Here is a 13,270-nt window from a genome sequence, read left to right as displayed (position 1 = left end):
CGGGGCTGAGGTAACCGACCATGAAGATCCACAAGTACGACACCGTCATCGTCGGCGCCGGTGGCGCGGGTATGCGCGCGGCCATCGAGTCGACGAAGCGCAGCCGCACCGCCGTGCTGACCAAGCTGTACCCCACCCGCTCCCACACGGGCGCCGCGCAGGGCGGCATGGCCGCCGCGCTGGCCAACGTGGAGGAGGACAACTGGGAGTGGCACACCTTCGACACCGTCAAGGGCGGTGACTACCTGGTCGACCAGGACGCCGCCGAGATCCTGGCGAAGGAGGCCATCGACTCCGTCCTCGACCTGGAGAAGATGGGCCTGCCGTTCAACCGCACGCCGGACGGCACGATCGACCAGCGCCGCTTCGGCGGTCACTCGCGCAACCACGGCGAGGCCCCGGTCCGCCGGTCCTGCTACGCCGCGGACCGCACCGGCCACATGATCCTCCAGACGCTGTACCAGAACTGCGTCAAGGAGGGCGTGGAGTTCTACAACGAGTTCTACGTCCTGGACCAGCTGATCACCGAGGTCGACGGCGTCCGGAAGTCCGCCGGTGTCGTGGCGTACGAGCTGGCGACCGGTGAGATCCACGTCTTCCAGGCCAAGTCGGTCATCTACGCCTCCGGCGGCACCGGCAAGTTCTTCAAGGTGACGTCCAACGCGCACACCCTGACGGGCGACGGCCAGGCCGCCTGCTACCGGCGCGGTATCCCGCTGGAGGACATGGAGTTCTTCCAGTTCCACCCGACCGGCATCTGGCGCATGGGCATCCTGCTGACGGAGGGCGCCCGCGGTGAGGGCGGCATCCTCCGCAACAAGGACGGCGAGCGCTTCATGGAGAAGTACGCGCCGGTCATGAAGGACCTCGCCTCGCGTGACGTCGTCTCGCGCTCCATCTACACGGAGATCCGCGAGGGCCGCGGCTGCGGTCCCGAGGGCGACCACGTCTACCTGGACCTGACGCACCTCCCGCCGGAGCAGCTGGACGCCAAGCTCCCGGACATCACGGAGTTCGCGCGCACCTACCTCGGCATCGAGCCCTACACGGACCCGATCCCGATCCAGCCGACCGCGCACTACGCCATGGGCGGCATCCCGACCAACGTCGAGGGTGAGGTCCTGGCGGACAACACCACCGTCGTCCCCGGTCTGTACGCGGCCGGCGAGGTGGCCTGCGTGTCCGTGCACGGCGCGAACCGCCTCGGCACCAACTCGCTGCTGGACATCAACGTGTTCGGCAAGCGCGCGGGCATCGCCGCCGCCGAGTACTCCCAGAAGGCCGACTTCGTCGAGCTGCCGGAGAACCCCGCCGAGCTGGTGCTCGAGCAGGTCGAGCGGCTGCGCACGTCCACGGGCACCGAGCGCGTGGCGACCCTGCGCAAGGAGCTCCAGGAGACCATGGACGCCAACGTCATGGTGTTCCGCACGGAGCAGACCATCAAGACGGCGGTCGAGAAGATCGCGGAGCTGCGCGAGCGCTACAAGAACGTCTCGATCCAGGACAAGGGCAAGCGGTTCAACACGGACCTGCTGGAGGCCATCGAGCTGGGCAACCTGCTCGACCTGGCCGAGGTCATGGCGGTCTCCGCGCTGGCCCGCAAGGAGTCCCGCGGCGGTCACTACCGCGAGGACTACCCGAACCGCGACGACGTCAACTTCATGCGCCACACCATGGCGTACCGCGAGGTGGGCGACGACGGCACGGAGTCCATTCGTCTCGACTACAAGCCGGTCGTCCAGACCCGCTACCAGCCGATGGAGCGTAAGTACTGATGGCAACCCCCGTTCTGGACAAGGCCGAGGCGCAGTCCGACGCCTCCCCCTACATCACGGTCACGTTCCGGGTCCGCCGTTTCAACCCGGAGGTCTCGGCCGAGGCGGTGTGGGAAGACTTCCAGCTGGAGATCGACCCCAAGGAGCGCGTCCTCGACGGCCTCCACAAGATCAAGTGGGAGCTGGACGGCACGCTGACGTTCCGCCGCTCGTGCGCCCACGGCATCTGCGGCTCGGACGCGATGCGGATCAACGGCAAGAACCGCCTGGCGTGCAAGACGCTGATCAAGGACATCAACCCCGAGAAGCCGATCACGGTCGAGCCCATCAAGGGCCTCACGGTCCTGAAGGACCTCGTGGTCGACATGGAGCCGTTCTTCCAGGCGTACCGGGACGTCATGCCCTTCCTCATCACGAAGGACACGAACGAGCCCACGCGCGAGCGTCTGCAGTCGGCGGAGGACCGGGAGCGCTTCGACGACACCACGAAGTGCATCCTCTGCGCCGCCTGCACGTCGTCGTGCCCCGTCTTCTGGAACGACGGCCAGTACTTCGGCCCGGCGGCCATCGTCAACGCGCACCGCTTCATCTTCGACTCGCGTGACGAGGCCGGCGAGCAGCGCCTGGAGATCCTGAACGACAAGGACGGCGTCTGGCGCTGCCGCACGACCTTCAACTGCACGGACGCCTGCCCGCGCGGCATCGAGGTCACGAAGGCGATCGCGGAGGTCAAGCGCGCCCTGATCACGCGCCGCTACTGATCACCTGGCATCTGTGCGACCGAGGGCCCCGTTTCCATCGGAAACGGGGCCCTCGTATTGATGCCACACCTACGGGTGAATGCGACGGAGACCGACGTGAGGGCCTTGCCGCCCTACCCTGATGGTCTCGACACCAGCCCTTGGGAGGCACAGCGGCCCCACCACGAGCGTCCGCTGATCGCGGAGGCGATCCACCTCATGGACCGCAATCCGGGCTACAGCGTCGAGATCATCGGGGGCCGGCTCCTCGTGTCCGCCCGGCGAGATCGTGACCCTTCCCGACTCGATCGGAGCCGAGGTCACGCTGGACGTGGCGGCCGTTCTGGAGGCCGGGAGCTGACTCCGCCCCGCAGGTCGAGTGATCGGCGGGGCGAGAGGCGTTGCGGGTGGGGAGGTCAGCCGCGGAGGACGCGGCCTTCCTTGTCGGTGCGGTCGTTGCTGGTGAGGAACAGGATGCCGTCGATCAGAGCCCAGAAGCCGAGGCCTCCGCAGGTGAGGAGCTGCGCGACGCCCACGCCGACGGAGCCGACGTAGAAGCGGCCGATGCCCAGGGTGCCCAGGAAGAGCTGGAGGATACCGGCGACGATCTTGGACTTGTCGGAGTAGGGCCGGCCCATCGGGTCGACGCCGTAGGGGGCCTGCGGGGTGGGGACGGTCATGGCGACTGGCTCCTGTGCTGCATGTCTGAACGGGGAGTGCAGAAGGGACGCATGACGTCGCGAAACGCGCTTTGAGATGTCCGCAGCTGCCGACCGACGCCCTCGCACAGCTCAGCCGTGCCAGGACATCCCCCCTGTGACCGGTGAGCTTAGGTACAGCGGAGGGAAATGGGGGAGAGGTGAAGATCCATCGTTCCTGATCCGTGATCAAACTCAGCCGACGACGTTCCTCAGCACCGTCCACGCCACCGCGATCCCGAGGACGCCGGCCACTCCCTTCGTCCCCAGACGCGGCCGCCAGGCGCGCCCGCGCAGGCCCTCCCACGCCCAGCGGCCCAACAGCGCGAGCGCCAACGGCGAGGCGAGCAACAGGAACCGGTTGTCCAGCCATGCCTGGGCCAGGTGACCGTGCATCAGGTCGTACACCATGCGGGTGCCGCCGCAGGCAGGACAGAGCAGACCGGTGACCAGCCGGAACGGGCACCGCGGAAGCCAGTGACCGGACTCGTGCGGATCGGTGCCGTACAGATACGCGGAGCCGGCCGCACCCGCGGCAAGCGTTGCCAGGGGGGCTGCCGCCGGATGCCGCAAGGCGGCCGGGCACCTCGCGGAGAGGCGCCCGGCGTCAGCCACGCAGGACCCGCCCGTCACTGTCGGTTTTGCCGTCGCTGACCAGCATGACGATGCCGTCGATCAGCGCCCAGATGCCCAGGCCGCCGCAAGTGAAGAGCTGGGCGAGGCCGATACCGACATGGCCGATGTAGAAGCGGCCGACGCCGAAGCTGCCCAGGGTGAGCTGGAGGACGCCCGCGACGACCTTCGACTTGTCGGAGTAGGGGCGGCCCAACACGTCGTATCCGTAAGGGGCCTGGGGGTCGCCGGTGAAGGAACCGGGGGGGATGTATCCGTAACCGGGCTGGGCGTAGCCGGGGTACGGGGGCTGGCCGTAGCCGGGGTAAGGGGGCTGGCCGGGTTGGGGATACCCGTAGGGCCCGGGGTTGCCGGGCTGAGGCCCATGGGACTGCGGCCCATGGGACTGCGGCCCATGGGACTGCGCCTCATCGGGCTGGGGCTGCTGTGGCGTTTCGGACAAGGCGAGTTCCCCCGAAGTCTGTCAATCGGATCATCCGCAGGCGAATGGATGCAGGACATCTTGCAGCAGGAATCCCGCCACGCGCGGACCGGGGTGCCCTTCACCGGATTTCCGGGTCGCGGCGCCTACTATCTGACGGCATGTCAGACGATTCTTCGTACGAGCTGCTCGGGTTCGACAACGTGCTGCTGCCGGTCGGCGACATCGCCGAGGCCGTCGGGTTCTACGAGCGGGCCGGGTTCACCGTCGGGTTCCGGCTCGACGATGCCGGGATCGCGCTGCTGAAGGTGGGGGGCGAGACGCCGGGCATCCTGCTGCGGCACGAGGACGGGTTCGGGCGGCGCACCCCGCCGTGGCCGTCCGCGCGCGTGTGGCTGGAGGTGCCGGACGCACGGGCGGCGGCGCGGATCCTGCGGGACGCGGGGACGCAGCCGCTGGACGAGCCGTTCTCGACGGCCACCGGCTGGACCGTGGAGATCGCCGACCCCTGGGGGAACGTCATCGGTCTCACGGACTACACCAAGCGTCCGGAACTGGGCCGAAGGCCCTGACGGGTAGGGCCTCCTGACGGCGTGACGCACGCCTCACGCCCGCGAGTTGAACGTGTTCAAACACAGGTCTACTGTCATCCGTGTCAGAGATTTGAACACGTTCAAGAGGGGGTCGGGCCATGGACCGCACGGTCATCGCCTATGTCATCTACCTGGCCGTCAGCATCGGGCTCACCGTCTGGGTGGCCCGGACGCTCAGCCGCAACGGGCGGATCTTCCTCGCCGACGTCCTGCACGGCAACGAGAAGCTCGCGGACGCCGTGAACCACCTGCTGGTGGTCGGCTTCTACCTCGTCAACCTCGGCTTCGTCGCGCTGTATCTGAGCGACGACGGCACCGTCGCCGACACCCGCGGCATCTTCGAGGCCCTGTCGACCAAGCTCGGCGTGGTCCTGCTCGTGCTCGGGTTCATGCACCTCGCCAACGTCTACGTCCTCAACAAGATCCGGCGGCGCGGGGTGATGGAGCGCGAGCAGCTGCCGCCAGTCGCGCCGCAGGGCTGGATCGCCCCGTCGGCCGAGGCCTGAGCGGGGCCCGGCATGCCAGCCGAGACGCCTGAGAGGGCCGCCGCGACACCGGTCCGCGCGCTGACCGTCCTGTACGACCCCGAGTGCTCCCTGTGCACCTTCGTCCGCGACTGGCTCGTACGGCAGCCGAAGTGGGTGCCGTTGGAGACGGTGCCTGCCGGGTCCGCCGAGGCCCGCCGGCGCTTCCCCGGCCTCGACCACCGGGCCACGCTCGACGAGATCACCGTCGTCGGGGACGCCGGGCAGGTGTACCGGGGCGCCGCCGCCTGGATCGTCACTCTGTGGGCGCTGCGCAGGCACCGGACGCTGGCGCACCGCCTGAGCACCCCGAGCGGGGCGCGGCTCGCCCGGGGGGCCGTGCTCGCGGCCGCCGCGTGGCGCGGGGCGCAGGGCCGCGGACGGACGCGGCCGCAGGGCCAGGGATGGGTCTACGACCGGACGGCGGGCTGGACCTACCACCCGCCGGGCTGTGCCGACGGGGAGTGCGCGACCCCCTCGTGAACCGGGGACACGAGGGGGCGCGTACCGCCCGGAGGCGGGACGGGTTCGGCATACGGCCTTCACGGCCCGTACTTCGGCGCCGACGCGCAGAACCTCTACCAGGCGGCGCAGTCCTCCTGATCGGCACTGGTTAGGCTCGTTCCGTGCCCTCGAAGAACGACCGCCCCGAGCCGGGCGACACGCCCAGCAAGTCCGAGCAGACCCGTGCGCTGATCCTGGAGACCGCCATGCGGCTGTTCCAGGAGCGCGGCTACGACAAGACGACGATGCGGGCGATCGCCCAGGAGGCCGGGGTCTCCGTCGGCAACGCGTACTACTACTTCGAGGGCAAGGAGCACCTGATCCAGGGCTTCTACGACCGGATCGCCGCCGAGCACCAGGCGGCGGTCCGGGACATCCTGGCCCGGGAGACGGACCTGGAGGCGCGCCTCGCGGGCGTGCTGCGGGCCTGGCTGGACATCGCCACGCCGTACCACGAGTTCGCCGTGCAGTTCTTCAAGAACGCCGCCGACCCCGACAGCCCGCTCAGCCCGTTCTCGCAGGAGTCGGAGCACGCGCGCCAGGAGGCCATCAGCATCCACCGGCAGGTGCTGGCGGGCGCGACCCGGACGAAGGTGCCGGAGGAACTGCGCGAGATCCTGCCGGAGCTGATGTGGCTGTCCCAGATGGGACTCGTCCTGTACTGGATCTTCGACCGGACCGAGGGCCGTGAGCGCAGCTACCGGCTCGCCGAGCGCGGCGCCCGGCTCACCGCGCGCGGGGTCTCCCTGGCCCGCTTCCGGGTGCTGCGCCCCCTGGTGCGCGAGGTGCACGACCTGTTCACGGACTTCCTGCCGGGGATGACCCGGATGATCCCGGACCCGGCGAAGGAGTCCCCGGGGGCGCCCGCCCGCGACGAGCGCCCCTGAGGGATCGCCGGGTCAGTTGACGGCGTCGACCTCGTCCCCGGTCAGTTCGACGTCGTGCACCAGCGGCCCGTCCGCCACGACGACGTGCGCGGCGCGTGACCCGTACGCCGGTGCGCTCGCCGCCAGCAGATAGGTGCCCGGCGCCGGCACCGAGAGGATGTACGACCCGTCGGCCAGGGACGTCACCCGGTCCAGCTGCCGTCCGCCCTTGCTGAGCAGCGTCACCGCGGCGCCGTCGACGGGTTCGCCGTCGGCGGTGAGGACGAAGCCGTGCACGACCGAGGTGCCGGCCGGGCCGTCCGGCGCGGGCGCGGCCGGAGCGGGCTCCTCCGCCGGTTCGACGGCCAGGTGCGGAAGCCGCTTCTCCATCCACTCGGGCAGCCACCAGTTGGCCTTGCCGAGCAGGTGCATCGCGGCCGGCACCAGCGCGGTCCGCAGGATGAAGGCGTCCAGCGCGACGGCCGCCGCGAGGCCGATGCCGGCCATCGCGCCCTCCATGTCGCCGCTCAGGACGAACGCGCTGAACACGCAGATCATGATGAGCGCCGCCGAGTTGATGACGCGGCTGGTCTCCGCGAGGCCGACGCGCACCGCGCGCGCGTTGTCCTTGGTGTGGACCCACTCCTCGTGCATCCGGCTCACCAGGAACACCTGGTAGTCCATGGACAGGCCGAACAGCAGGGACAGCATGATGACCGGCAGGAACGAGGTGATCGGGCCCTCCTTGCCGACGCCGATCAGCTCCGTGCCCCAGCCCCACTGGAAGATGGCCACCAGGACGCCGAAGGAGGCGGCTGCCGCGATGAGGTTCATCAGGGCGGCCGTCAGCGGCACCACCAGCGAGCGGAACGCGATCAGCAGGAGCAGGAAGCCGAGCGCGATGATCGTGGCCACGAAGTACGGCAGCCGGTCACCGGTCACCGACGCGAAGTCCTTGAACACGGCCGTCACCCCGCCCACATGGGCCTCGGCGCCCGACTCCGGGATCACGTCGTCCCGCAGCCGGTCGATCAGGGCGTCGGTCTCCTCGGACTGCGGTGAGGTGTCCGGCACCACCTGGATCACGGTGACCCCGTTGGCGGGCGGGACGGGCGCGACCTGCGCGACGCCCTCGGTGCCGCGGATGCCGTCGACCAGACCGGCGGGCGCCTCGCCCTCGACGACGACCTGGAGCGGCCCGTTGAAGCCGGGGCCGAAGCCCTCGGCGAGCAGGTCGTACGCCTGCCGGGTGGTCGTGGACTCCTGGTGGTTGCCCTGGTCCGTGGCGCCGAGCCGCAGCGACAGCACGGGGATCGCGAGGACGGCCATGACGACGACGGCCATGGCGACGACCGGACGCGGACGCCGCTGGACGTACGCCGACCAGCGTGCCGCGAGCCCGGCGATCTCGGCGGGCTCCGGACCGGCCGCGGCGAGCCGGGCCCGCTGCCGCCGGCTGAGCACCCGCATGCCGAGCAGGCCCAGCAGGGCCGGCAGCAGCGTGATCGCGGCGAGCACGCTCAGGACGACGGTGAGCGAGGTCGCGATGACCACACCGTCCAGGAACCGCATGTTCATCACGAGCATCCCGGCGAGCGCGATGCACACCGTGCCGCCCGCGAACAGCACCGCGCGCCCGGAGGTGTTGAGGGCGGTCACGGCCGCCTCCTCCGGCTTCATCCCGCGCAGGATGCCGCGCCGGTGCCGGGTCACGATGAACAGGGCGTAGTCGATGCCGACGCCGAGACCGATGAGCGAGCCGAGCAGCGGGGCCACCTCGGGCACGTCGGTGACGTGGCTCATCAGCATCGTGGCGATCATGCCGGTGCCGACGCCCGCGACGGCCACCACGATGGGGAGCAGCATCGCGAACAGCGAGCCGAACGCGAGGAACAGCACCACGGCGGCGGCGAGGATGCCGACGGCCTCGGCCGTGCCCTGCGGGGGCTCCTGGGTGCGGGCGATGGCCTGCCCGCCGAGCTCGACCCGCAGGCCGTCCCGCTCGGCGGCCTGAGCGGTGTCCACGACGTCCTCGATGAGTTCCTTGGGGACGGCGTTGGCCTGCTCGGTGAAGGTGACCTGCGCGTACGCGATCCGCCCGTCCCGGCTGATCTGCGCGGCCCCCTGCTCCGCGTACGGGTCGGTGACCTCGCCGACGCCCTTCATCCGCCCGATCTCCTTCAGGGCGGGTTCGATCCGGGAGCGTACGGAGGCGTCCCGTACGGATCCCTCGTCCACCTTCCACACCACCGTGTCGGTGTCGCCGGCGCGCTCCGGGAAGGCCTTCTCCATCAGGTCGTACGCGGTCGCCGAGTCGGTGTCCGGGAGGGAGAAGACGTTCGCGTAGTTCGTGCCCGCCCCCGAACTCGCCGCGCCCAGGCCGAACAACGCCCCCAGCCAGAGCAACAGGACCACCAGCCGGTGCCGATAGCACCACCGTGCCAATGCCGCCACGCTCAACGCTCCTTAGTCGGTCGGATGGTCCCCCAGGTCCTGCGCACCAGCATTGGGTGCGCGCCCGCCCTCGCGGCAGGCGACGGCCATGACTCTCAAGGAACTCCAAAGACGCAACCGGCCCGGCCGCGCGCGGGCCCGCCGATACTGGGGGCATGACGACGGCTTCAGGCACCGTGCTGGTCGTGGAGGACGAGGAGAGCATCGCCGACGTCCTCCGGATCGCCCTGCGCTACCACCGGTTCGAGGTGATGACGGCGGGCACCGTCCGCGACGCGGTCGCCCTCGCCGAGCACACCCGGCCGGACGTGGCGCTGCTCGACGTCATGCTCCCGGACGGCGACGGGCGCGCCCTCGGCCGTGAACTGCGGCGCACCCGGCCCGAGCTGGCGCTGGTCTTCCTCACCGCGCGGGACGCCCCGGCGGAGATCGTCGGCGCGCTCGGCTTCGGCGACGACTACATCACCAAGCCGTTCGACGTGGACGTGGTCGTCGCCCGGATCACGGCGGTGCTGCGCCGCACCCGCCCCGCCGACGTCCTGCCGCAGCGCCCGCCGCTGCGCTACGGCGACCTGGAGCTGGACGAGACGACGTACTCGGTGCGCCGCGCGGGCCGTACGGTCGAACTGACCCCGACCGAGTACGCGTTGCTGCGGTTCCTGGTGCGCAACGGCGGCCGGGTCGTGCCCAAGGAGCAACTCCTGCGCCACGTCTGGCAGTACGAGCACACTCCGCCGGAGTCGACCGTCGTCGAGACGTACATCAGCTATCTGCGGCGCAAGCTGGACGCCCTGGGGCCCCCGGTGATCACCACCCGGCGCGGCGTCGGATACGGGCTGGCATGAGGGCCCGGCACCTGCTGGAGCGGTGCCGGCGCCGCGGCATACGCTCGCTGCGCGGCAAGCTGACCCTGGTGAACGTGGCGCTGCTGGCCGCGGGCATCGTCGTCGCGACCGCCGTCAGCCTGATGACCGCGCGGTTCTATCTGCTCGACAAGGTCGACACCGAGCTGAAGAGCGCGCGCGGCACGCTCGGCCAGGCCGGGTTCACGCTGCGCCAGATCGAGTCGCTGAGCGAACTGGGCATCGCCCTGGACCGGTTCAGCGGGGACGGCGCCACCGACACCGACCCGCTGCCCACCCCGTCCATGGTCTACGTCGCGGTCGACCCCACCGGCGAGCCGGTCGCCCTGGGCCCGCTGCGGCCCACTCCCCGCCAGCACGCCCTCGCGTCGTCCGTGTCCGACCCGCGGGCGCTGGCCGCGGACGAGGAGCCGCGCGACGTCACCGTCGAGGGCGAGCGCTACCGGATGGCCGGTGCCCGGCTGACGGACGGCACGGTCGTCCTCATCGCCATGCCCACCGAGGGCCTGCACGAGGGCATGGGCAAGGCGCTCAAGATGGACCTGGCCGTCGGCACCGGCCTGCTGGCCCTGCTGGGCTGTCTGACGATGTTCGGCGTGCGCCGGCGCATGCGGCCGCTGGAGGACATGGTGGAGACGTCGTCGGCCATCGCCGAGGGCGATCTGACCCGGCGCGTCCCCTCCAGCGGCAACGCCACCCTGGAGGTCGAGCAGCTGCGGCTGGCTCTGAACTCGATGCTGCACCAGGTGGAGTCGGCGTACCGCACACGCGAGCGCAGCGCGGCCCAGCTGCGGCGCTTCGTCGGCGACGCCTCGCACGAGCTCCGCACCCCGCTGTCCGCGATCCGCGGCTATCTCCAGCTGTACGACAAGGGGATGCTGCCGGACCAGGCCGAGCGCAAACGGGTCTGGGACCGGATGAACGGCGAGGTGGACCGGATGGGCCGGCTCGTCGACGAACTGCTCACCCTGGCCCGCCTCGACCAGCGGCCCGCCCTGCGGTTCCGCAACGTGGACCTGAGCCGGCTGGTGCGGGAGGCGGCGGAGGACCTGCGGGTGCAGCAGCCCGAACGGCCGCTGACCGTGGGCGCCGAGGGGTCGCTCCTGGTGCACGCCGACGAGTCGGGGCTGCGTCAGGTGCTGGGCAATCTGCTGAGCAACGTCCGCACGCACACGCCCGCCGACGTGCCGGTGCGGCTGGAGGTGGAGCGGGACGACAAGGCCGTACGGCTGTGTGTGCGCGACCGGGGGCCCGGTCTGTGCGAGGAGGACGCGGCCCGCGTGTTCGACCGGTTCTTCCGGGCCGGCGGGGGCGCGGGCAGCGGTCTGGGCATGGCGATCGTGCAGGGCGTGGTGGAGGCGCACGGCGGTCAGGTCGCCGTGCGGACGGCGCCCGGTGAGGGGCTGGCGGTCACGGTGACCCTGCCGGCGGTGCCCGTCTCCTGACACCGCCGGCCGGGTGGTCCCGTGTCAGATCCAGCCGAGGCTCCACAGCCGGAACACGCCGGTGCCGTCCGACAGGTACTGTCCGCCGCCGACGTCCTCGGTGGTGACGACGTACTCCTTGGCCTGCCACAGCGGGATCAGCGGCACGTCCCGGGCGACGGCCTCCTGCATGTCCCGGAAGTCCCGGGTGGCCTGCGCGCGGTCGGCGTACTGCTGGCTGGCGGTGATCAGCCGGTCGACCGTCTTGTCGCTGTAGCCGGTGTTCATGGTGCCCTTGGTGCCGACGAGGGGGCCGCCGTAGGTGTCCGGGTCGGGGAAGTCGGCGACCCAGCCGACCGCGTACGCGTCGAGCTTGCCGCCCGCCCAGCGCTTCTGGAAGTCGGTCCACTCGTAGCCCTTGACGTCGACCTTGAACAGGCCGCTCGCCTCCAGCTGCTGCTTGATCTCCTCGGCCTCCTCGCCGCCGGAGCCGCGGCCGGTGGCGAAGCCGTAGGTGAAGCGCACCGGCAGGGTGATCCCGGAGTTCTCCAGCAGGGCGCGCGCCTTGGCGGTGCTCTGCTTCGGGTAGGCGTCGAAGTACGAGGTGGTGTGGCCGGTGATGCCGGTCGGGATCAGCGAGTACAGGGGGTCGACGGTCCCCTTGTAGACGGTGGCGGCCAGCTTCTCGCGGTCCAGCAGCCACGCCATGGCCTTGCGCACCCGCACGTCGTGCAGCGGGGAGGAGGCGCGGGTGTTGAGGTACAGGTTGCGGACCTCGGAGCTGTCGGCCTCCGACACGCGCTGGTCGCTGTCGGCGGCGTTGAGGCCGGCGAGGACGCGGGGCGGCAGCGTGCGCGTGGCCACGTCGATCCGCCGGTCGGTCCAGGCGTCGCCGAGGGCGTCCGCGTCGGAGTAGTAGCGCAGTTCGACCGGGGTGGCGCCGCCGCCGACCGCGCCCTTGTACCGGGGGTTGGGGTCGAGCCGGGCCTGCTTGCCCTCGCTGTAGCCGGACAGCGTGTACGGGCCGGTGCCGTCCACGGAGTCACCGGTGCGCAGCTCGCCCGCCGGGTACTTCTCCCGGTCGACGATGGCGCCCGCGCCGGTGGCGACCTTGAGCGGGAACGTGGCGTCGGGCGACGACAGCCGGAAGGTGACGGTACGGCCCTTCGCGCGCACCGAGCCGAGCGTGTCGAGCAGCGAGGCCGGGCCGACGTCCGAGTTGATCCGCTTGACCCGGTCGAAGGAGAACCTGACGTCCTCCCCGGTCATCTCCCGGCCGCTCGGGAACCTGAGGCCCTCGCGCAGCTCGCACCGGTACGTCCGCAGGTCGTCGCCGACCCAGCCGCAGCTCTCGGCGGCGTCCGGGACGGGTGTCACACCACCGGCCTCGAAGGTCATCAGCGACTGGAAGACGTTGCTGAACAACGCCCAGGAGCCGGCGTCGTAGGCGCCGGCCGGGTCGAGCGAGGTGACGGCGTCCGTCGTGCCGACCGTGATGGTTCGTTCCTGGTTCTGCTGTGACGGCAACAACTGCCAGCCACCCACTCCCACGGCCGCCAGCACGAGCAGCGTCGCGAGAATCCGCATGCGAACCGTACGCATGGGTGTGCCCTCTCCCCAGGCCCCGAAGGGCCCCCGCGTGAAGCTGTTTATTTTTCAGCCACTCCCCTAAGTGGCGGGCACACCTAATCACACGGGTTTCATCGGGCGGAAGGGGATTCTGCCGACATGAGAAAGAACTTACCTACGGGCGTTTCCAGCAGGTTTCACAATTC

At 70.6% G+C, this 13,270-nt stretch carries 13 protein-coding genes; 8 read left to right on the top strand and 5 right to left on the bottom strand.

All coding sequences use genetic code 11. From position 1 onward, the window contains the following. Window positions 1–20 precede the first annotated feature (20 nt). Complete coding sequence (gene sdhA, locus F8R89_RS21865; protein WP_151785522.1) at window positions 21–1,775, top strand: succinate dehydrogenase flavoprotein subunit; 1,755 nt, start codon at window positions 21–23, stop codon at window positions 1,773–1,775. Further along, the gene (locus F8R89_RS21860) at window positions 1,775–2,536 is read left to right on the top strand and encodes a succinate dehydrogenase iron-sulfur subunit (protein WP_151785521.1); all 762 of its coding nucleotides are present in this window, start codon (window positions 1,775–1,777) and stop codon (window positions 2,534–2,536) included. The genes sdhA and F8R89_RS21860 overlap by 1 nt, the downstream gene beginning before the upstream one ends. A 395-nt stretch (window positions 2,537–2,931) precedes the next feature. Here the strand turns inward: F8R89_RS21860 and F8R89_RS21850 are convergent, their stop codons facing one another. From F8R89_RS21850 to F8R89_RS21840, 3 genes are all read right to left on the bottom strand, one after another. After that, window positions 2,932–3,195 carry a TM2 domain-containing protein gene (locus F8R89_RS21850; RefSeq protein WP_151785520.1) on the bottom strand — a complete coding sequence of 88 codons (264 nt, stop codon included), beginning with the start codon at window positions 3,193–3,195 and terminating at the stop codon, window positions 2,932–2,934. Window positions 3,196–3,408: 213 nt separating this feature from the next. Then, complete coding sequence (locus F8R89_RS21845) at window positions 3,409–3,786, bottom strand: DUF2752 domain-containing protein (protein ID WP_225994458.1); 378 nt, start codon at window positions 3,784–3,786, stop codon at window positions 3,409–3,411. A 34-nt stretch (window positions 3,787–3,820) separates the two neighbouring features. Continuing rightward, entirely contained in the window at window positions 3,821–4,288 is a 468-nt protein-coding gene (locus tag F8R89_RS21840) for a TM2 domain-containing protein (protein ID WP_151785518.1), read from the bottom strand. A 140-nt stretch (window positions 4,289–4,428) separates the two neighbouring features. On the opposite strand from F8R89_RS21840, the gene F8R89_RS21835 reads away from it, so the two are divergent. The 4 genes from F8R89_RS21835 (at window position 4,429) to F8R89_RS21820 (ending at window position 6,775) form a co-directional block, all read left to right on the top strand. Continuing rightward, the gene (locus F8R89_RS21835) at window positions 4,429–4,839 is read left to right on the top strand and encodes a VOC family protein (protein WP_151785517.1); all 411 of its coding nucleotides are present in this window, start codon (window positions 4,429–4,431) and stop codon (window positions 4,837–4,839) included. A 119-nt stretch (window positions 4,840–4,958) separates the two neighbouring features. Further along, window positions 4,959–5,366: a hypothetical protein gene (locus tag F8R89_RS21830; protein ID WP_151785516.1), complete on the top strand. Its 408-nt coding sequence runs from the start codon at window positions 4,959–4,961 to the stop codon at window positions 5,364–5,366. Between the two features lie 12 nt (window positions 5,367–5,378). After that, the gene (locus tag F8R89_RS21825) at window positions 5,379–5,867 is read left to right on the top strand and encodes a thiol-disulfide oxidoreductase DCC family protein (RefSeq protein ID WP_151785515.1); all 489 of its coding nucleotides are present in this window, start codon (window positions 5,379–5,381) and stop codon (window positions 5,865–5,867) included. A gap of 143 nt (window positions 5,868–6,010) precedes the next feature. Next, window positions 6,011–6,775 (top strand): TetR/AcrR family transcriptional regulator, encoded by a 765-nt coding sequence (locus F8R89_RS21820; RefSeq protein ID WP_151785514.1) that lies wholly within the window; start codon window positions 6,011–6,013, stop codon window positions 6,773–6,775. A 12-nt stretch (window positions 6,776–6,787) separates the two neighbouring features. Here the strand turns inward: F8R89_RS21820 and F8R89_RS21815 are convergent, their stop codons facing one another. Continuing rightward, window positions 6,788–9,199 (bottom strand): MMPL family transporter, encoded by a 2,412-nt coding sequence (locus F8R89_RS21815; protein WP_151788236.1) that lies wholly within the window; start codon window positions 9,197–9,199, stop codon window positions 6,788–6,790. 164 nt (window positions 9,200–9,363) lie between these two features. On the opposite strand from F8R89_RS21815, the gene F8R89_RS21810 reads away from it, so the two are divergent. Continuing rightward, on the top strand, window positions 9,364–10,053 hold the full coding sequence (locus tag F8R89_RS21810; RefSeq protein ID WP_151785513.1) for a response regulator transcription factor: 690 nt from the start codon (window positions 9,364–9,366) through the stop codon (window positions 10,051–10,053). Then, complete coding sequence (locus tag F8R89_RS21805; protein WP_151785512.1) at window positions 10,050–11,516, top strand: sensor histidine kinase; 1,467 nt, start codon at window positions 10,050–10,052, stop codon at window positions 11,514–11,516. The genes F8R89_RS21810 and F8R89_RS21805 overlap by 4 nt, the downstream gene beginning before the upstream one ends. 24 nt (window positions 11,517–11,540) lie before the next feature. On the opposite strand, the gene F8R89_RS21800 is transcribed toward F8R89_RS21805, so the two are convergent. After that, a complete protein-coding gene (locus F8R89_RS21800) occupies window positions 11,541–13,097 on the bottom strand; it encodes an ABC transporter substrate-binding protein (protein WP_151785511.1) in 1,557 nt (518 codons plus the stop codon). Between the last annotated feature and the right edge of the window lie 173 nt (window positions 13,098–13,270).

Source organism: Streptomyces sp. SS1-1 (assembly GCF_008973465.1).
GTDB lineage: Bacteria > Actinomycetota > Actinomycetes > Streptomycetales > Streptomycetaceae > Streptomyces.
This window is presented reverse-complemented; position numbering and strand designations above follow the sequence as displayed.